Consider the following 18,596-nt stretch of genomic DNA (forward strand, 5'->3'; position numbering starts at 1 on the left):
GGCAGGGGCAGGTCCGTCACGCCGGCGGGCAGGGCCGAGAAGTCGAGAGTGGCGACGTAGGGGTGGGCGGGATCGGGGACGTCGGCCGAGAGCAGCAGCGGGCCGCCGAACCGGCCCGCCACCGGCCCGTCCCCGTCCGGCGCCAACCGGGCGCAGGGCCGCGCGAGGGCTGCCCACCGCTCGACGTCTTCGGCGGGAAACCCCTGCGCCGCAGCCAGGTCCCGAAAGGAAGCCGAGGGGAGACTCATGACGGAACCCTAGCGGGCAGGCGTCAGGAAAGCTCGATCGAGTCCAGGAGTGTCCGCGCGTAACCGGTGACGGCGGCCGCCGTTCCGTTGCCCCCGGCGGAAGTGCAGTCCACGACCAGGACCACATTGGACTTCCGGGCGACGAGGACGACCAGGCTCCCGTGCGTGCTGATCCGGGCCTCGTCGCCGAGCCCGCGCACCGGGGTGTCCGCACCGAGCGTCAGCCCCGCGGACGGCCCCTGGTTCCGGGTGACCCGCGACGCGGCTTCGCGTTCGGCTTCCTTGGTACCGCTGCTGTTCCCGGCTCGCCGGTACAGCGAATACCGCGCCTCGACCGCCGGCGGACCGCTCCAGACGCAGTCGGTTCCTTCGACGGCACCGGGTCCGCTGAGATGCGCCGGCGTTCCCGCGGCGAGGCCCGGGAGTTGCGGACACGCGGCAGGCAGCGACGCCGCTTCGTGCCGTCCCGGCCACCACGGGTCGAGCCACGGCCGCCAGGTCACCGCGAGCGCGGCGGCGAGCGCCACGACGGCCAGGGGCGCCGCCCACCGGAGCCACCGCCGTCGCCCCGCCACCGCCTCTGTCATCGGTCCCCTCCCGATGTCCTGGTCACCGGCAGCCTAACCGAGCGGCATCCGGGGCAGGCCCGCTGGTCCATCCGGGTGGTAGGAGCGGAACCGTGTTGACCGTTGGCGAACGCGCGCGTTGCCTGGTATTGCCGGACGAGGGGCCCGGCAGGGGGCGCATGGGGGATCAAGCACGCAGTCGACTGTCGTGCGCTTGCCGAACAACAGCCACTAGGGGGTAGTGGAATTGTTCCATCGTCAACGCTTTTCCTTGGCCGTCGTCATGGCCGCATTGCTGACATTTTCCGGAATCATCGTGCAACCGGCCGCCGCGGCCGGTTTTTCGGACAACGCCATCGGGGATGCGGTGGTCGCCACCATCGTGAACCGCGAAAACCACAACTGTCTCGACAGCGACTACAACGGGAACGTCTACCTCAACCCGTGTGGCGCGCGGGACTACTTCCAGCACTGGGAGGCGGTGGGCCACACGCTCGTCAACGTCCAGACCGGCCGGTGCCTGGACAGCAACGACGCCGGTGACGTCTACACCCTGGAGTGCAACAACGGCGAGTACCAGCAGTGGGGTGGCGGCGGCGAGCACGTCGTCGGCAACCGGAAGACGCTGCTGGCCGTGACCGCCCTCGACGAGCACTCGGTGCACGCCTACGCCCCGATCGGCCTCGACTCGCAGCTCTGGGACACGCACCTGACCGACGGCGTCTGCGATCCCGACCCGCTGACGATGAAGATCGACCAGGTCCTCGAGGACGACTGGACGAAGATCCAGGACACCCAGCAGAGCACCGAAGGCCTCGCCGGTCCGTGGGACTGGAAGGTGACGAAGGGCGTCGGCACGCACATCACGGCGTCCACGACCGCCACCGTCGGCGCGGAATTCGCGGTCGGGCAGTTCAAGGCGTCCGCGTCGGGCAGCATCACCGAAGGGGTCGTGCACGACATGACCTACACCGTCGAACTGCCTTTCCACGCAATTATTCCCCGAGGCCAGGTGATGTACGCGAACTACGGCGCGCACCGGCACAACATCCTGTTCCACTGGCACCGCAGCGCGAAGGACTGCACCGATCTGGAAAGCGGCCAGTACAAACTGACGGTCCCGTTCGCGCAGGGTTTCTACTGGCGTTGCGAAACGCGCCTGGATCCCGATTGCCGGCAGAAGATCGAAGCGGCGAACAGCGGGACCAGCCGGGCCCGGCTCGCGGCCTCGTTCTACCCGTACTACGAAGGGCTCGAGCTGGGGCCGCCGAACGAGCCCCCGCCGCCGGTCCGCAAGGCGACCAGCGTCGGCTACACCGGTCCGACGACGGCGGCCTACCACGACGCCGTCGTCGCGTCGGCCAAGGTCACCAGCGAGGGGAGGCCGGTGGGCGCGGGCCTGGTCACCTTCACCCTCGGCCGCAGCAGCTGCGTCGCCGGCGTGAGCCCCAGCGGTACCGCGTCGTGCCCGATGGACATCACGGACACGCCCGGCGCGGCGACGATGCGCGTCGGCTACGGCGGGACGGCGGACTTCTTCCCGAGCTCCACGAGCGTGCCGTTCACCATCACGAAGGCGCCGACGAAACTCGGCTACACGGGCACCAAGCACATCGCCAACGGCGAGCCCGCCCACCTGGCCGCCGTGCTGACCGAGAACGGGCGCCTCACCGGCCCCCTCCCGGGCCGCGCGGTGCACCTCACGCTCGGCCAGGGCGCGACGCAGCAGGCCTGCGACGCGACGACGGACAGCGCCGGTACCGCGCAGTGCGACATCCCGTCGGCGGACCAGCCGCTGAACGACACCGCGACCGTACCGGTCGGAGCGGCCTTCGCCGGCGACGCGTTCTACCTGCCGTCCGGTGACGCGGCCCAGGCCCGGCTGCAGTACTACACGGGGCGGGCGATCGGGCTCGACGCGTCGGTGAACCTGCCGCTGCTGCCGCTGAAACTGGGGCCGGCCCCGGACACCGGCCCGATCCGCACGGCCACGGCCTCGCGGACGACGACACCGTGCACGGCCTCGATCGGCGTCCTGGTGGTCAACGCGCACGCGTTGTGCCCGCAGGTCGTCACCACCTTGAAGCCGGGCACGATCTCGTCGACCGTCCACGTCGACGACGTCCACGTGGGACTGCCGGGCCTGCCGGTGATCGACATCGCCGACCTCACCGCGACGTCGGCCAGCACGTGCACCGCCGCCACCGGCTCGGCGACGATGACGCTGAAGATCGCGGGAGCCCAGGTGACGGTGCCGACCCAGCCGAACAGCACGATCCCCCTGGCCGGCGGCGGCCGGATCGTGGTCAACGAGCAGAAACCGGTGCCGGACGCCGACTTCGGGCTCGCCGAGACCGCGTTGCACATCGTGCTGCCGGGATTGACGGGGAACCTGGTCGACATCACCGTCGGTTCGTCGGTCAGCGCTTCGCACAACTGCACCTAGCCGGTGGTGCCCCTCGGACCCGTCCGAGGGGCACTGCCCGGCCGGCGGGCCGGCCTGCTCGCCGCCGTTCGCGGCAACCGCCCCGAACGAACCACACACGAAGTGCCCCTCGGACCGGGTCCGAGGGGCACTTCCTGACTTGGCTCAAGATCGCTGATCTTGGGTAGGGTGCTGGCTGTTGAGCTGCGGTTTCGTCGTGTGAACGGCGAAAATCTGCGCACTGAGCGGCCGGTTCCAGGGGTCTGCCCATCGCTTCCCGGTTACGGCTTCAGCGACAAGCCGGCCGCGCCGGGGTGGGGGATCGAGCGGATATCCGACGCGTGGTGCGAGCTGATGGCCCGGCTCGGCTACCGGCGGTTCGGCGCCCAGGGCAGCGACTGGGGCACGAGCATCGGTCAACGGCAACCCGATCGGGTCGCCGGCATCCATCTCATGCCGCCGCTCGCACCGCCCGATCCGACCACGTTGGACGACCTCACCGGTGCCGAGCGGGCGGCGCTCGCGACACTGCGGGAGGCGGACGAATGGGGCTCCGGTTACTCGGCGCGGCAGTCGACCCGGCCGCAGACGGTCGGCTACGGGCTGGTCGACTCGCCGGCCGCCCTCTGCGCCTGGATCGTCGAGAAGTTCTGGTCGTGGACCGACTCCGGTGGCGACCTGCATCGGGTTATCACCCGGGATGAGCTGCTCGACAACCTGATGCTCTACTGGCTGCCCGGCACCGGTGCCTCATCCGCCCGGCTGTACTGGGAAAGCCTCCGGCAGGTCAACGAATGGATCTCCGGGTCGGCCGGCGCGCCGGGACCGTACCCACCGGCTGTTCGGTCTTCCCCAAGGAGCTGCAGCGCCCGTCTCGGCGGTGGGCGGAGCGCCGGTTCCCGAACATCCGGTACTGGAACGAGCCCGGCAAGGGCGGGCAGCCGGCGTTGTTCGTCGACGAGGTCCGGTCATTCTTCCGGCTGGTCCGCTGATGGTCACCCGTGCTCGGTAAGCGGCTGACTGAAGATCAACAAGTGCCCATCGGGTGTCCGTACGTTGAAGTCGCGCATCCCGTAGGGCCGGTCAGCCGGTGGCTCGACGATGTCGGCGCCGCGGGCGCGCAGCTCGTCGTGGCAGGAATCGACGTCGTCGACGATAACCGTCACCCTGGCCGGGCCGACGCTGCTTTCGGCGTACAGGTGGAACTCGGCGGTGTCGCGGATCACGGCCGCGTAGCTGGGTGGGGTCTCCCAGGTGAATATGGTGTCGAATCCGAGCGCGTCCGTGAAGTACGACCGCGCTGCCTGCACATCTCGGCACGGCAGCACGGGAATCGCCACCCGCATGACCATTCCGTCACCTTACCCGACTTTGGCTCAAGATCGCTGATCTTGGGTAGGGTGCTGGCTGTTGAGCTGCGGTTTCGTCGTGTGAACGGCGAAAATCTGCGCACGGTGAAGACGGCGTCGGGGGCCAGGGCGGTGCAGATCGTGCACTCCTCGCGTCGCGGGTCGCGGGACATCGAGCACATCGGCTCGGCGCATGACGATGCGGCGTTGGAGGCGTTCAAGGCGGTGGCGAGGCAGCGTCTGGCTGTGGGGCAGCCCGAGCTCGACTTCGGCCCGGACTTCGCGGCGTTGCAGGCCGGCAGTGGTGCTGGTGGTGGGCCGCTTGCGATCACGTCGTCGCGGATGGGGTACCTGTGGGACGCGCTCGGCCACGCCTACCAGCTGTTGGGTTCGAGGAGGCCGCTGGTGGTGACGAGGTGTTCCGATCACTGGTGCTGGCACGGATCGTCGAGCCGACCAAGCTGGACAGTCTGCGGGTGGTCGAGGAGGCAGGTTTCGCCCCGCCGGCGTACGCGACCCTCAAGCGGCGTCTGCCCGCGTTCGCGAAAGAGTCCTGGCGGCAGAAGTTGGCCGCGGCGCGCGCCCGCACCGCTGATCTGGGGCCGGCGTCACTGGTTCTCTACGATGTGTCCACCTTGTACTTCGAGACCGATGCCGGGGACGGGTTCCGTGAGCCCGGGTTCTCCGAAGAACGCCGCCTGGAGCCGCAGATCACGATCGGGCTGCTCACCGACGCAAGCGGGTTTCCGTTGATGGGGTTGTCGTTCATCCTCGGCGCGCGGATACCCGACGTGCCGTACGTGGTCCAGGCGTGGCGCCACGAGCACCCGGATGAGCAGATCCCCGACGGGCACATCTTCACCCAGCCCTGGCCTGCCGGCCCCAAGGACCAGCGCCGCGACCAGATCATCTACTACCAGTACCGGGCGGACCGGGCTCGGCGCACCCTGCACGGCATCGACGAACAGGTCGCCAAGGCCGAGCAGGCCGTCGCCGGCAAGACCGCGGTCAAACGCAACCGGTTCATCCAGCTCACCGGCGCCACCAAGAGTGTCAACCGGACCCTGGAAGCCGACCTACGTGCGCGGCCGATCCACCACCACAAGCGCGAGTCGATCGACGCGCACCTGACGGTCGTGTTCGCCGCCCTGGCCGTCAGCAGGTGGATCGAGCAGACCGCCGGCTGGTCGATCAAGAAGTTCGTGCGCACCACCCGCCGCTACCGCACCATCAACATCCAGGCCGGCGAGCACACCCTCACCGCCGTCGACCCGCTACCCGACGACCTCCGCGATGCCCTCACCCGCATCCACGACCGCGGTGCGCACTAATTTGAGCCAAGTCAGGCCACACCACGAAGTGCCCCTCGGACCGGGTCCGAGGGACACTTCCTGCCCACCGCCCGGCCGGGCGCGCCGCGCGCCCGGCTGGATCCGTCGCCCGCCAGGCCGGAACGTCACTCCCGCCGAACCGCGGCCTCGAAAGTTTCGGCGCGGATTCCGTTCTTTTCGAAAACGGAACACCCCGGTGGGGAATAACCACAATTCCAGCCCGGCGTTTGGTTGACGTTTGTCCGGATCGAGAATAAACTGCTGCCACCCTGGGAGCGCTCCCACATGAACCGCACGTTCTTCCGAGAATGGAGGCTCATCCATGCGTAGGCGCACCTTCTCCGGATCCGGCACCGGACGGCGGGGGCTCATCGCCCTCGTCGTCGCCGGGCTGGCCTGCCTGTTCGTCGGGGTACCCACCGCCTCGGCGCACGGGACCATCGTCGGCCCCGCCACCCGGGCCTACCAGTGCTGGAAGGACTGGGGCAGCCAGCACACGAACCCCGCCATGCAGCAGCAGGATCCCATGTGCTGGGCGGCTTTCCAGGCCAACGCCGACACCATGTGGAACTGGATGAGCGCCCTGCGGGACGGGCTGCACGGCAACTTCCAGGGCGCGACGCCCGACGGGCAGCTGTGCAGCAACGCCTTGGCGCGCAACAATTCCCTGAACACCCCCGGCCAGTGGCGGACCACCACCGTCGGCAGCACCTTCTCGATGCACCTCTACGACCAGGCCAGCCACGGTGCCGACTTCATCCGGGTCTACGTCAGCAAGAACGGCTACGACCCCACCACCCAGCGCCTCGGCTGGGGCAACCTGGACCAGGTGACGCAGACCGGCCGCTACGCCCCGGCGAAGGACATCACCTTCAACGTCCAGACCTCCGGCGGTTACCGCGGGCACCACGTCGTCTTCACGATCTGGCAGGCTTCGCACCAGGACCAGACGTACATGTGGTGCAGTGACGTGAACTTCGGCTAAGGCGCATTCGACGGCCGCATTGAACAGCGGCACCGCTGTTCAATGCGGCCCCGCCGTGTTCTTTCCTGACCGATCATGAGCGTTTCGCTTCGGAACCCTGGCCGGTTCCCCGGGCGAGGTGTTACCCAATGTCTCGAAGCTGCGCAGGGATCCGGGAAGGAACGAACCGATGAGACCGACCCACTCCGTGCTCCGCAGGACGTTGTCCAAGGCGGCACGGTTCTTGGCGCTGACCGCGCTCACCGGCGGGCTGCTGGCCGCCGTCCCGCCGCAGGCGCAGGCGTCCACTGCCGGGTTCAAGGGCGTCAACTGGGCCGACACGCGGGACAACTTCGTCAACGGCGTGCTCTACGTGTCCGGGCTGACAGCCTCCGACACCTACTCCTCGGCCGCCACCACGGCGAACCAGGTCGTCGGCCAGCTGTACTCGATCACCGGGGCCGACACGGTCCGGCTGCCGATCAACGAGCCGACCGTCTCCGACTACTGGGGCACCTACACCGGCGCGATCGACACCGCGCTCACCAAGGGCAAGGTGATCCTCGCCTACTGGGCCTACACCGGCGGCAAACCGCCGGACACCGGCCGGTTCCAGCAGATGTGGGACAAGGTCGTCGCCAAGTACGGCAGCAACCCGAACGCCTACTTCGAGGTCATCAACGAGCCGCACGGCTTCGGCACCGCCGACCTGAACAACTTCTACAACGGCTGGCTGGCCCGGTACCCCGGCGTGCCGCGCACCCGGGTGATCCTCGACGGCGCCGGCCTGGCCCAGAACGTGCCCGCGGTCGGCGGCGACCGGCGGCTCGACGGGACCCTGCTGGCGGCCCACGACTACTCGTTCTTCGCCGGCTACGAAAGCGAAACCGAGTGGGCCGACCACCTCGGCGGCTACATCGGCGCGTACGCGGACCGGACCGTCGTCACCGAGTGGGGCGGCCCGATGTCGCCCGGCAGCAAGAACGGCGTGCACTACGACACGCTCGACTACAGCATCCCGAGCGGGTCGTTCTTCGCCGACTACATCCGGGGTGTCAGCGGCAAGATGCGGAGCCTCGGCGTCGGCAGCGTGTACTGGCCGGGCCTGCGCGACGGCGACTGGTACAGCATGACGACCAAGGCCGGCACCGGCCCGGGCATCAAGCTGTCGCTGTCCAACCCCAGCGGGCTGACCAGGCTGCGGTACGCGTGGGGCGAAGGCACCGGGGGCGGCACGTACGTCCGGATCGTCAACGCCGCCACCGGCCTGTCCATCGACGGGCTGGGCCGGACGGCGAGCGGCTCCGCCGCCGGCCAGGCGAGCGCCGACCCCGGCCGCGCCGACCAGCAGTGGGTGATCGAGAACTCCGGCAACCGCGTGCGGATCAAGAACCGCGCCACCGGCCTCTACCTCGACGGCGGGGGCCGCACCACCAACGGCGCCGCGGCAACCCAGTACTCCGCGAGCAGCAGCGGCAACCAGCAGTGGTCGGTGGTGACCGACGCGAACAACGTCCGCATCCGCAACAGCAGCACCGGGCTGTACCTCGACGGCATGGGCCGCACCGGAAGCGGCGCCGATCTGGGGCAGTACGGCGACAGCAGCAGCGCCAACCAGCGGTGGCGCATCGTCGCCGCCGGCTGAGCACCGTACCCGGACGGGGCCGGATTTCCGGTCCCGTCCGGGTCGCCCGCGACGCCGGATCAGCCCGCTTCGCCCGAAGAAGCCGAGCGGGCGGCCGAGATCGCCGAAGGAGTTCCCAACGCCCGCAGGAACGTGTCGACGATGACGTCCGCGGCCAGGCCGTCGTTCAGGACCGACAGGTCCTGTGTCGACAGCCGCAACAGTGACCCCAGGACGCTGCCCGGCCAGCGGGGCGGCAGCCCCGTCCGCAGGAAGCCCTCGGCGGTGGCCCGCTTGAGAAACCGGTCGACCTCATCGACCGCGCGCTGCCGCCGGGCCCAGATCTCCGGGTCCGAGCGCATCCGGCTCACGTCGGTCGGCCAGGTGCGGTTGACCTTGACGATCTCCTGGACGTACCGGCGCAGGGCCTCCGGGACCGGCGCCTCCCACAGCCGGGCGGCCTCGATCGCCGCTTCGATCGCGTCCAAGCGGGCCTGGTAGACCGCGGCCAGGAGCTCCTCCCGGCTCGTGAACCGGCGGTAGACGGTCCGGCGGTCGACGCCGGCCTCCGCCGCGATCGCCGCGATGCTCGTGGCCGGGTCTTCGGCGAGCATGCGGGCGCCCGTGGTCAGCAGCAGTTCGAGATTGCGTGCGGCGTCGGCTCTCACTCTCCCACCCTAGCAGCAACTGCCACATGAGTGAGGCAGTTAAGTGCTACGCTGGTGTGACAGATCGACCTAGGGAGCCAGCAGTGATCACCTACGAGCACCTCTTCATCGGCGGCACGTGGACCGCCCCGAGCAGCCCCGAGCTCCTGGACATCCGGTCCCCGCACGACAATTCGGTCATTGGGCGCGCCGCGCAGGCGCTGCCCGCGGACATCGACCGCGCCGTCGCGGCCGCCCGGAAGGCCTTCGACGAGGGCCCGTGGCCGCGCACCTCGCCCGCGGAGCGGATCGCCGTCGTCCGCAAGCTGGCCGCGCTGCGCGAGAAGCGCGCCGACGAGATCGCGGCGCTCATCTCCGCGGAGAACGGTTCCGCCCTCTGGTTCACCAAGGCCGGCCAGCCCGGCCTGGCCCGCCAGGCCAACGCCTACCTGAAGGCAGCCGAGGAGTTCGGCTGGGAAGAAACCCTGGAGCCGTCGGATCCCGGCGCGCCGTTCCGGTCGGTCGTGCGCCGGGAGGCGATCGGCGTGGTCGCCGCGATCATCCCGTGGAACTCGCCGTTCTCCTCGGCCTCGGCCAAGATCATCCCCGCGCTGCTGGCCGGCAACACCGTCGTGCTCAAGGTCTCGCCGGAGAACACGCTGAGCATGAACCTCCTCGCGGAACTGCTCGCGGAGGCCGGGCTGCCCGAGGGCGTCATCAGCGTGCTGCCCGCCGACCGCGAGACCAGCGAGCACCTGGTCAAGCACCCGGACGTCGACAAGATCGCCTTCACCGGATCCACCCGCGCCGGGCGCCGCATCGCGTCGCTGGCCGGGGAGCAGCTCAAGCGGGTCAGCCTCGAACTCGGCGGCAAGTCGGCGGCGATCATCCTGCCCGACGCCGACCTCGGCGCGGCGATCCAGGGCGTGAAGTTCGGTTCCCTGCTCAACAACGCCGAATCGTGCATCGCGCAGACGCGCATCCTCGCCCCGCGCGGCCGCTACGACGAGGTCGTCGCCGGCTTAAAGGCGCTGATCGAGTCGCTCGGTGTGGGCGATCCGGCCGACGACGGGACGTTCATCGGCCCGATGATCCGCCGCGACCAGCAGCAGCGCGTCCTCGACTACATCCGCCTCGGCGTCGAAGAGGGCGCGCGGCTCGTCACCGGCGGCCCGGAAGTCCCGGCGGGGCTGGAGAAGGGCAACTACGTCACGCCGACGCTGTTCGCCGACGTCGACAACTCGATGCGCATCGCGCAGGAGGAGATCTTCGGCCCGGTCCTGGTCGTCATCGCCTACGACGACGAGGACGACGCCGTCCGCATCGCCAACGACTCCGAATACGGCCTGTCCGGCGGGGTGTGGTCGGCGGACCCGGCGCACGCGCTCGCCGTCGCCCGCCGCGTGCGGACCGGCACGGTCACGATCAACGGCGCACCGATCGGCTTCGACGGCCCGTTCGGCGGGTTCAAGGCCAGCGGCCTCGGCCGCGAGTACGGCGCCGTCGGGCTCGGCACCTACACCGAATACCAGACCATCACCGTTCCGGAAGCGAAATGAGCATCGACACCCCCGCCAGACCCGCGGTGCGGCCGGCGATGACGGCGCTGCTCCTCGCCGTCCTGCTGGCCGCGCTGGACCAGACCATCGTCGCCACCGCCCTGCCCCGGATCGCCCGCGACCTCGGCGGGTTCCGGGACATCGCCTGGATCACCGCGTCCTACCTGCTCGCCTCGACCGCCGCGACGCCGCTGTGGGGCAAGCTCGGCGACATGCTGGGGCGCAAGCGCCTCTACCTCGCCGCCACCACGGCGTTCCTGGTCGCGTCCGCGCTGTGCGGCCTGGCGCAGGACCTCCTCCAGCTGATCGCCGCCCGGGCCCTGCAGGGCCTGGCCGGCGGCGGGCTGATCGTCCTGACGTTCGCGCTGGTCGGCGACATCGCCGCGCCGGCCGAGCGCGGGCGCTACCAGGGCCGGTTCGGTTCGGTCTACGGCGTCGCGAGCATCGCCGGCCCGCTGCTCGGCGGCCTGTTCACCGACCACCTCTCGTGGCGGTGGGCGTTCCTGATCAACGTCCCGGTCGGGCTGGTGGCCGTGGTGCTCGCGGCACGCGCGCTGCCCACGACGGTCCGGAAGCCCGCCGCCCGCATCGACTACGCCGGCGCGCTGCTGCTGGCCGGCGCGGCCACGGCGCTGGTCCTGATCACCTCCTTCGGCCCGCGCTGGGGCTGGACGTCACCGGGCACCCTGGCGCTCGCAGCCGCCGCGATCGTCCTCATCGGACTGGTGGTCCCGGTCGAGCGCCGCGCGGCGGCACCGGTGCTGCCGCCGGCGATGTTCGCCTCCCGCACGGTCGTCGTCGCGGCGGCCGTCGGGTTCGTCGCCAACGTCGCGATGTTCAGCGTCCTCGTCTACCTGCCGACGTACCTGCAGGTCGTCGACGGCGTCTCGGCGACGCTCTCCGGGGTGCACCTGCTGCCGCTCGTGCTCGGGCTGGTCGTCAGCCAGTCGCTGGCCGGGCGGTGGGTCGCTTCGCCGGGCCGCCTGCGGGCCGTCCTGGTGACCGGCATGGCGCTGAACGTCGCCTGGCTGCTCCTGCTGAGCACCCTGGCGCCGGCAACGACGCAGCCGGCGCTGATCGCGTACTTCGCCGTCACCGGCGTCGGGATCGGCATGGTCCCGATGGTGGCGCTGACGGCGGCGCAGAACGCGGTGGCGCCGTCCGACATCGGGGCCGCGAGCGCGGTGGTCACCTTCGCCCGCTCGATCGGCGCCGCGTTCGGGGTCGCCGTCTTCGGCAGCCTGCTCGGCGAGGACGTGGCCGGGCACATCGGCGGCGCATTCCTCGCGCTCACCCCGGTGGTCGTGCTCGGCACCGTCCTCGCCGCCCTGCTTCCCGCTCAGCGCTCTTCGGCGAAGGCGGCGAACAGCCCGGGTTCGTAGGACCCGCCCTTCTGGTGCACGATCACGGCGAGCCGGTTGGCGGCGTTGATCAGGGCGACCAGCGCGACCAGCGCGGCGACCTGCTCGTCGTCGTAGTGCTCGCACACCCGGGCCCAGGTCTCGTCGGACACGCCTTCGGCGGCGTCGGCGAGCCGGGTGCCCTCCTCGGCCAGCGCGAGCGCGGCCCGCTCGGCCTCGGTGAAGACCGTCGACTCCCGCCAGGCGGCGACGAGCGCGAGCCGGACGGCCGACTCCCCGGCCGCCGCGGCCTCCTTGGCGTGCATGTCGAGGCACCAGCCGCACCCGTTGATCTGGCTGGCCCGCAGGCTGACCAGTTCCCGGGTGAGCTTCGGCAGCGGCGATCGGTCGATGACCTGCCCGAGGCTCGCGAACCGCTTGCCCAGCCGGGTGCCGGTCTCGGTGCGGAACAGGTCGAGGCGGGTGTCCATGGCTTCGTCCTCACTCTGTCGTCGGTCGGAACGACCTCGAGACACCGGCGGGGCGGAGCTTGTGACACTCAGTCCTCCGGATCGGCCACCTGGAGTTCGACGCGGTGGCGCAGGTAGTCGTCGGAGTGGGTCCGCGCGAGGTGCACGGCCTCGGCGACCAGCGGGTGCAGCTCGGCGGGGTAGTCGGCGGGGTCGAGCGTGAGCTGGGGCAGGACACATCGGCGGACGTCGAGGTCTTCGTTGGCCACGAACTCGCGCAGCGCGGCGCGGTTCCAGCGGTCCTGGACGTCGTCGAGCGTCTCGAGCGTGGCCCAGTACCAGGCACGGGCCGCCCCGGCGCGTTCGGCGTTCGTCCCGGTCGTGAGGACTTCGAGGAGGGCTTCCTGCGTCCGGCGCGTCCCGAAGGCCGCGCGGAGCGGCTCGACGAACTGGCGGTTGAAGCTCGGGTCCGGGTCGTGGACCGCCGCGCGCACGAGCACACCGAAGAACGGCTCCGGCAGCTCGGGGTAGTCGTGGTCCAGGTAGCCCAGCGCTCCGCGCAGGACGATGCGCTGCTGGTCCTCGTCCTCGGGAGCGGCGGCCGTCCGGGCGGGGAGATGGCGGCGGCACAGTTCGATCAGCTCGGCGAGGCAGCGCGGGAAGCCGTCGCTCGCGGCGCGGCCGGGCAGGGGCATCAGGGTCATCGTGCCTTGTCCGTCGCCCCGGATCGGGTCGTCGTTACCGGACGTCCCTCCTGACCCGGAGGGGTGATCGGAGGCGGTAGGATCCCCGCCGATGAGCTGGGCGGGGTGGAAGGTGCGGTTGCGGGAGGTCCGCCCGGCGGATCACCGCACCCTGATCGGCTTCGACCGCGGCTCCGACCGCCAGGTCGGCGGCTACCGCCACTGGGCGACCCACCGCGACACGACGGGCGACGACTTCCACTTCGCGATCGAGACCCTGCACAACCGGACGCTGGTCGGCTCGATCTGGATCCAGGCCGACCCGGCCACCGGCCACTTCAGCTACGGCATCGGGATCGGGCCGCAGTACCGCCGCTGCGGGTACGCCGCCGACGCGGTCACGGTGCTGCTGGCGTACATGTTCGAGCTGCGGCGGTACCGCAAGTGCGAGGTCAGCATCAACGGCAGCAACTTCGCCTCGCTGGCGCTGCACGGAGAGCTCGGCTTCCGCGAAGAGGGGCGCCCGCGCGACACGGAGCTGCGCCGCGGCGAGGTCCGCTACCCGGTCCTGATGGGCCTGACGGCGGCCGGGTTCGCCGAGCACCAGCCGGCTTTCAACGCGGCTCGCGGCCCGGTGCGGCCCTGGCGGGGACGGCACTGGCGCACGCCCCGGCGCGGCCGCCACTGGCGCACCGAGCACCTGCGCCCGGCCCGCTGAGCAACGAGCCGAGCACCTCCGCCCGGCCCGCTGAGCAACGAGCCGAGCACCTCCGCCCGGCCCGCTGAGCGGCGAGCCAAGCACCTCCGCCCGGCCCGCTGAGCAACGAGCCGAGCACCTCCGCCCGGCCCGCTGAGCGGCGAGCCAAGCACCTGCGCCCGGCCCGCTGAGCGGCCCGCCGTCACCTCACCGCGCGAAAGCCGCCAGCGGCCCCGGCGCCGGTGACGTCGCCGGGGTGAAGCTCACCACCACCGGGTCCGGACGGTCCCCCACCCGGGCCTCCACCCGCCGCAACAGTCCCCCGGTGTCCAGCCAGTACCGCACCCGCGCCGCCTTCGGCGACTCCGCCGGGTGGGCCGGCTGGGGGCCGTCGATCACGTCGACCGCGACGTCGCCGACCGTGTCCGCGCGGACCCACCGAGCCGAGCTCTGGCGCAGCAGCTGCCCGTTGTCCGGGCGGTCCGCGCCCAGCCCCAGCACGAGCCGCAGCGCCGTGTCCAGCTCGGGGCCCGGCTGGAGCGGCCGGTACTGCCACCGGTCCGGGGGCGGCGGGTCCGTCGCCGGCTGGCCCGGGCCGCCGCGGAACGCCACCGCCGCCGGCGTCCACTGGAGCAGTCCGCCCGATGCCTCGTCCCGGCGGCCGTCGGTGCTCATCTCGGCGTACCCCAGGCCCTGGACGAAGTTCACCCGGCCCCGCAGGGCGATCACCCCGCCGCCGGTCGGGACCGTGGCCGTGAAGTTCTCCGTCCGGAACCGGTAGTTGGCGAACCGGGCGAGCGCGAGCCGCTCCGCTTCCGCCGGGGACAGCGGCCGCGGCGCCTCCGCGCCGCACGCCACCACCACCAGCAGCACCGCCGCCAGCGCCGTCAACCGCTTCACGGCTTGACCCCGGCGTGCTCGGCCAGCAGCGCGATCGGCGGCACCGGGTACCTGTCCAGGTCGACCGGCCCGGGCAGGCCGCGCGCGGGCCGCGGGGACGCCGTCTCCGCGTCCGGCAGGCCCGGCTGCGCGGGCGGGGCGGCCACGTCCGGGAACGGCACCCCGCGCGGCGCCGGCGGCAGGGCGAGACGCACCCCGGCCGCCGCCCCCGGAATCCCCGGGCACGCCATCGTCGCCGCGAGCCCGGCCGGCGCGGTACTCGTCAAGACGTTGTCCTGCAAGCAGTTCCCGCTTCCGGGCGCGCGGTCCGAAGCCGCATAGGCGACGTCGACGCCGTTGCCGGACAGCACGTTCCCCACCAGCCGGTTGCCCGACGGCGCGAGGTCTTCGGCGGACGCGAGCGCGATCCCGGCGCCGGGATTGCCGGTGACGAGGTTGCGGGCCAGCAGGTTCCGGGTACCGCCGGCGATCCCGATACCGACGCCGAACCCGCCGTCGGCCTGGGCCGGGCTGCCCGGCTGGGCGTTCGCCGCCACCAGGTTGCCCACGATCGCCGCGTCCTGCTGCGGCACGAACGCCTCCTGGTAGTCCGAGTTCGCCGACAGGCCCACCCGGTTCCCGACGAACCGGTTGCCCACCACGGCCATCCGCCCGGACGCGTTCGTGCCTTCGTAGCCCACCGCGTTGCGCTCGGCGACGTTCCCGCGGACCACGATGTCGCACGGGTGGCACTGGCCGACGTAGAACCCGGAATCCGCGCTGCCGGACGCGTAGCTGTGCTCGATCACCCCGTGCTGGGAGTCGAAGGCGTAGACGCCGTAGAGCCCGTTGTTGCTCGCCGTCACGGACGAGACGCGGAAGCCCTGCACCGGCGGGAACCGGGCCGGGTCGAGCCGGGTGTAGCCGTCGCTGCCCCGCGCCAGCCCGCCGCTTTCGTCGGCCATCCCGGTGACGAGGACGCCGTTGAGGACGTGGTCCCGGACGGTCAGGTTCTCCACCGCGACGCCGGGTGCGGTGACCACGATCCCGTTGGCGCGGCGCACTTCGCCGTCGAACACGACCCGGTTGCGGTCCGTGCCGCGCAGCACCACGTCGGGCACGGTGATCCGCACCGATTCGCGGTACACGCCCGGCGAGACGAGCACGAGGTCACCCGGGCGCGCGGAATCCACGGCCTGCTGGACGGTCGGCGCGTCCCGCGGCACCCGGATGGTCGCGACACCGGCGGTGTCCGGCCGGAACGACGAGGCCGCGGACGAACAGCCGGCAACGGCCAAGGTGACAAGGAGGACGACGGGAAGCGCACGCACGGCGAAACCATAGGAGCGTTCCGCCGCGCGCAGGCCGCCCGACGCGAAATGCCACCTGGTGGAGTGACAAGCGCCGGTTCCGCGACGGCGAAGCGGCACAATCCGCGCGTGGCCACTCCTCCCCCGTTGTCCCGTCGCTCGGTGCTGCTCGGCGCCGGTGCCGCCGGCCTGTTGTCCGGCTGTTCCGCGCCGGCCGCCGCGTCCGATCCCGGTGTCGTCGCGGCCTTCGGGCCCCAGCAGGCCGGGATCGCCCGGCCCGCGCCGCCGCAGCGGCACGTGGCCCTTTCGGTCTGGGATCTCCCGCGGGGCACCGACCGCGCGTGGCTCGCCGCCGCACTGGCCGCACTGGGCCGGCGGGCGGCGACGCTGGCCGCGGGCGGGGACCCCGCGCTCGCCGATCTCCCGCCGTCGCGCCTGACGGTCACCGCCGGGCTCGGCCCGCGGATCGTCGCGGCCGTCGCCCCGGATCTGCCCGGGGCGCAGGACCTTCCGGTGTTCCCCGGCGACGCACCCCGCGACCGCGGCGGCGACCTCCTGCTGCAGGTCTGCGCGGACGAGCCCCTCGCCGCCGCCCTCGCGACGACCGAACTGACCGCCGGTGGGGAGCTGTCGCCACGCTGGCGGCGCACCGGCTTCCGCGGACCGTCCTCTTCGGACGGATCGGCGCGCAACGTGCTGGGGTTCGCCGACGGCATCGTGGTGCCCAAGACCGACGCCGAGCTGGCCGCCGACGTCTGGCTGGACGGCCCGCCGGCGGTCCGCGGCGGCACGATCGCCGTGGTACGCGGGATCCGGCTGGACACCGCGGCCTTCCACGCCTTGCCGGTGGCGGAGCAGGAGCGGGTGATCGGCCGCCGCAAGGCGACGGCGGAACCGTTGTCCGGCCCGGAACTCGACCTGGGCGCCAAGACCCCGGACGGCGAGTACCGCATCCCGGCCGACGCGCACGTTCGGCGAGCCCACCCGCTCACGGTCGGGGCGGGCGTGATGCTGCGCCGCGGGTACAGCTCCGAGGAAGGGTTGCTGTTCATCTCCTTCCAGCGAGCGCTCCGCACCTTCGTGGCCACCCAGCACCGGATGAGCGAGGGTGACGCCCTCCTGCGCTACGCGACGACAACGGCGTCGGCGACCTTCCTGGTCCTGCCCGGGTTCACCGCCGACGCCCCGCTCGGGCGGCCACTGCTCGCCTGACCGGCGCCGGGGGTGGGCACCGGCCGGCGCCCACCCCCGCACGGTCACCGCGTTCCGCGGGCCCGGCGGGCCGCCAGCAGGGCCGCGATCCCCGCGGCCACCGCGAGGCCGCCCAATGCCGCCAGCCAGTCACCGGGGAACCCGGTCATCGGCAGCGGACGAGCCTTCGGCGGGGCCGCCGCGGTGAGCACCCCGGCGTCCAGGCTCAGGTCCTCGCGCTTCGCCGGGCCCAGGGTGACCACCGGGGTGCACCCGCCGGACGGCTGGGCGTCGGAATCCTCCGTGTCGTCGGGGCCGGCGTCCGGCTTGGTCAGCTTGCGGCCGCCCAAGGCGAAGCAGACCTGGTACGGCCCGTCCGGCAGGTCGTCGAACAGGTACTTCCCGTCCGGCCCCGTCTTCGTGGTCCCGACCTGCTTGCCGTCGCCGTCCTTCAGGGTCACCGGCACGTCCGGCACGCCGGGTTCACCCGGATCCTGCAGGCCGTTGCCGTTGCGGTCGACCCACACGAAGTCGCCGACGCGGTTGCGCGGCTCGGCCAGCCCGGCGTCGAGGGTCGGGTTCTCCCGCCCGCCCGGTCCCAGCTTGACGACCGGCGCGCACCCGGTGCCGGGGTCGGCGTCGGAGTCTTTCGCGTCGTCGCCCGCGTTCGGCTTGGTCCACTGCCAGCCGGCGTACTGCGCGGGCACCTGCGTCCGGTCGAAGCAGACCCGGTACGAGCCATCCGGCAGGTCGTCGAACGAGTACTTTCCGTCCGGGCCCGTCTTCGTGGTCCCGACCTGCTTGCCGTCGCCGTCCGTCAGGGTCACCGGCACGTCCGGCACGCCGGGTTCGCCCGGGTCCTGCAGGCCGTTGCGGTTCGTGTCGGCCCACACGAAGTCGCCGAGGCGGTTCGGTGGTGCGACCAGACCCGCGTCCAGGGTCAGGTTTTCCCGCTTGCCCACGCCGAGCTGAACCACCGGAGTGCATCCGGAAGCCGGATCCGCGTCGGAATCCTTGGTGTCGTCACCCGTGTTCGGCTTGGTCGGTTTGTAGTCGGCGACCGGCGCCGGGAGGTGCGCAATGTCGAAGCACACCTGGTAGGAGCCGTCCTTCAAGCCGTCGAACAGGTACTTCCCGTCCGGGCCCGTCTTGGTGGAAGCCAGCTGCTTGCCGTCGCCGTCCTTCAGCACCACCGGCACATCCGGCACGCCCGGCTCACCGGCGTCCTGCAGGCCGTCGTCGTTGGTGTCGATCCACACGAAGTCACCGAGGCGGTTGCGCGGCTCGACCAGACCCGCGTCCAGGGTCGGGTT

The 18,596-nt window shown here is 71.7% G+C and carries 17 protein-coding genes and 1 pseudogene; 9 read left to right on the top strand and 9 right to left on the bottom strand.

The features are described 5' to 3' along the window. Both CCN39_RS08870 and CCN39_RS08875 read right to left on the bottom strand, forming a co-directional pair. Nucleotides 1-248: hypothetical protein (locus CCN39_RS08870; protein ID WP_208630183.1), on the bottom strand; the 248-nt coding region annotated here is incomplete at its 3' end. A gap of 23 nt (nt 249-271) precedes the next feature. Further along, nucleotides 272-835 carry a hypothetical protein gene (locus CCN39_RS08875; protein ID WP_086840220.1) on the bottom strand — a complete coding sequence of 188 codons (564 nt, stop codon included), beginning with the start codon at nt 833-835 and terminating at the stop codon, nt 272-274. Nucleotides 836-1,097: 262 nt separating this feature from the next. Between CCN39_RS08875 and CCN39_RS08880 the strand changes: the two genes are divergently transcribed. Both CCN39_RS08880 and CCN39_RS51610 read left to right on the top strand, forming a co-directional pair. Beyond that, on the top strand, nt 1,098-3,260 hold the full coding sequence (locus CCN39_RS08880) for a choice-of-anchor P family protein (protein ID WP_086840243.1): 2,163 nt from the start codon (nt 1,098-1,100) through the stop codon (nt 3,258-3,260). Nucleotides 3,261-3,428: 168 nt separating this feature from the next. Next, nucleotides 3,429-4,259, top strand: a complete 831-nt coding sequence (locus tag CCN39_RS51610; protein ID WP_244210672.1) for an alpha/beta fold hydrolase — start codon at nt 3,429-3,431, stop codon at nt 4,257-4,259. Here CCN39_RS51610 and CCN39_RS08890 read toward each other — a convergent pair. After that, entirely contained in the window at nt 4,235-4,591 is a 357-nt protein-coding gene (locus CCN39_RS08890; protein ID WP_086840222.1) for a bleomycin resistance protein, read from the bottom strand. The genes CCN39_RS51610 and CCN39_RS08890 overlap by 25 nt on opposite strands. Nucleotides 4,592-4,684: 93 nt before the next feature. On the opposite strand from CCN39_RS08890, the pseudogene CCN39_RS08895 reads away from it, so the two are divergent. The 3 genes and pseudogenes from CCN39_RS08895 (at nt 4,685) to CCN39_RS08905 (ending at nt 8,528) form a co-directional block, all read left to right on the top strand. After that, nucleotides 4,685-5,919, top strand: a pseudogene (locus tag CCN39_RS08895) (transposase). Between the two features lie 322 nt (nt 5,920-6,241). Then, complete coding sequence (locus CCN39_RS08900; RefSeq protein WP_086840225.1) at nt 6,242-6,904, top strand: lytic polysaccharide monooxygenase auxiliary activity family 9 protein; 663 nt, start codon at nt 6,242-6,244, stop codon at nt 6,902-6,904. Nucleotides 6,905-7,073: 169 nt separating this feature from the next. Next, nucleotides 7,074-8,528: an RICIN domain-containing protein gene (locus CCN39_RS08905; RefSeq protein ID WP_086840227.1), complete on the top strand. Its 1,455-nt coding sequence runs from the start codon at nt 7,074-7,076 to the stop codon at nt 8,526-8,528. 59 nt (nt 8,529-8,587) lie between these two features. Here the strand turns inward: CCN39_RS08905 and CCN39_RS08910 are convergent, their stop codons facing one another. Then, nucleotides 8,588-9,175 (bottom strand): TetR/AcrR family transcriptional regulator, encoded by a 588-nt coding sequence (locus tag CCN39_RS08910; protein WP_086840229.1) that lies wholly within the window; start codon nt 9,173-9,175, stop codon nt 8,588-8,590. A gap of 83 nt (nt 9,176-9,258) precedes the next feature. Here CCN39_RS08910 and CCN39_RS08915 point away from each other — a divergent pair, with 83 nt between their 5' ends. Next, nucleotides 9,259-10,713, top strand: coding sequence for an aldehyde dehydrogenase (locus tag CCN39_RS08915; RefSeq protein WP_086840231.1), 1,455 nt, complete (start codon nt 9,259-9,261; stop codon nt 10,711-10,713). Further along, the gene (locus CCN39_RS08920; RefSeq protein WP_086840233.1) at nt 10,710-12,095 is read left to right on the top strand and encodes an MDR family MFS transporter; all 1,386 of its coding nucleotides are present in this window, start codon (nt 10,710-10,712) and stop codon (nt 12,093-12,095) included. The genes CCN39_RS08915 and CCN39_RS08920 overlap by 4 nt, the downstream gene beginning before the upstream one ends. Here the strand turns inward: CCN39_RS08920 and CCN39_RS08925 are convergent. Then, entirely contained in the window at nt 12,053-12,544 is a 492-nt protein-coding gene (locus tag CCN39_RS08925) for a carboxymuconolactone decarboxylase family protein (protein ID WP_086840235.1), read from the bottom strand. The two genes, CCN39_RS08920 and CCN39_RS08925, sit on opposite strands and share 43 nt — an antisense overlap. Before the next feature lie 68 nt (nt 12,545-12,612). Further along, nucleotides 12,613-13,227: a hypothetical protein gene (locus CCN39_RS08930; RefSeq protein ID WP_086840237.1), complete on the bottom strand. Its 615-nt coding sequence runs from the start codon at nt 13,225-13,227 to the stop codon at nt 12,613-12,615. A gap of 91 nt (nt 13,228-13,318) precedes the next feature. Between CCN39_RS08930 and CCN39_RS08935 the strand changes: the two genes are divergently transcribed. Further along, nucleotides 13,319-13,924 carry a GNAT family N-acetyltransferase gene (locus tag CCN39_RS08935; RefSeq protein ID WP_244210673.1) on the top strand — a complete coding sequence of 202 codons (606 nt, stop codon included), beginning with the start codon at nt 13,319-13,321 and terminating at the stop codon, nt 13,922-13,924. A 186-nt stretch (nt 13,925-14,110) separates the two neighbouring features. On the opposite strand, the gene CCN39_RS08940 is transcribed toward CCN39_RS08935, so the two are convergent. Both CCN39_RS08940 and CCN39_RS08945 read right to left on the bottom strand, forming a co-directional pair. Continuing rightward, entirely contained in the window at nt 14,111-14,803 is a 693-nt protein-coding gene (locus CCN39_RS08940) for a hypothetical protein (RefSeq protein ID WP_086840239.1), read from the bottom strand. After that, nucleotides 14,800-16,113 carry a right-handed parallel beta-helix repeat-containing protein gene (locus tag CCN39_RS08945; RefSeq protein ID WP_208630184.1) on the bottom strand — a complete coding sequence of 438 codons (1,314 nt, stop codon included), beginning with the start codon at nt 16,111-16,113 and terminating at the stop codon, nt 14,800-14,802. Before CCN39_RS08945 ends, CCN39_RS08940 begins: the two co-directional genes overlap by 4 nt. Before the next feature lie 108 nt (nt 16,114-16,221). On the opposite strand from CCN39_RS08945, the gene CCN39_RS08950 reads away from it, so the two are divergent. After that, nucleotides 16,222-17,304, top strand: a complete 1,083-nt coding sequence (locus CCN39_RS08950) for a Dyp-type peroxidase (RefSeq protein WP_244210674.1) — start codon at nt 16,222-16,224, stop codon at nt 17,302-17,304. Between the two features lie 44 nt (nt 17,305-17,348). Here the strand turns inward: CCN39_RS08950 and CCN39_RS08955 are convergent. Further along, nucleotides 17,349-18,596: SdrD B-like domain-containing protein (locus CCN39_RS08955; protein ID WP_279629566.1), on the bottom strand; the 1,248-nt coding region annotated here is incomplete at its 5' end.

The sequence above is a fragment of the Amycolatopsis kentuckyensis genome (assembly GCF_002155975.1).
Taxonomy (GTDB): domain Bacteria; phylum Actinomycetota; class Actinomycetes; order Mycobacteriales; family Pseudonocardiaceae; genus Amycolatopsis; species Amycolatopsis kentuckyensis.

Excerpts from the sequence above, each read along its gene's own strand:
- CCN39_RS08875 (WP_086840220.1), bottom strand. The coding sequence starts at position 835 with ATGACAGAGGCGGTGGCGGGGCGACGGCGGTGGCTCCGGTGGGCGGCG.
- CCN39_RS08880 (WP_086840243.1), top strand. The coding sequence starts at position 1,098 with ATGGCCGCATTGCTGACATTTTCCGGAATCATCGTGCAACCGGCCGCC.
- CCN39_RS08890 (WP_086840222.1), bottom strand. The coding sequence starts at position 4,591 with ATGGTCATGCGGGTGGCGATTCCCGTGCTGCCGTGCCGAGATGTGCAG.
- CCN39_RS08900 (WP_086840225.1), top strand. The coding sequence starts at position 6,242 with ATGCGTAGGCGCACCTTCTCCGGATCCGGCACCGGACGGCGGGGGCTC.
- CCN39_RS08905 (WP_086840227.1), top strand. The coding sequence starts at position 7,074 with ATGAGACCGACCCACTCCGTGCTCCGCAGGACGTTGTCCAAGGCGGCA.
- CCN39_RS08920 (WP_086840233.1), top strand. The coding sequence starts at position 10,710 with ATGAGCATCGACACCCCCGCCAGACCCGCGGTGCGGCCGGCGATGACG.
- CCN39_RS08925 (WP_086840235.1), bottom strand. The coding sequence starts at position 12,544 with ATGGACACCCGCCTCGACCTGTTCCGCACCGAGACCGGCACCCGGCTG.
- CCN39_RS08930 (WP_086840237.1), bottom strand. The coding sequence starts at position 13,227 with ATGACCCTGATGCCCCTGCCCGGCCGCGCCGCGAGCGACGGCTTCCCG.
- CCN39_RS08935 (WP_244210673.1), top strand. The coding sequence starts at position 13,319 with ATGAGCTGGGCGGGGTGGAAGGTGCGGTTGCGGGAGGTCCGCCCGGCG.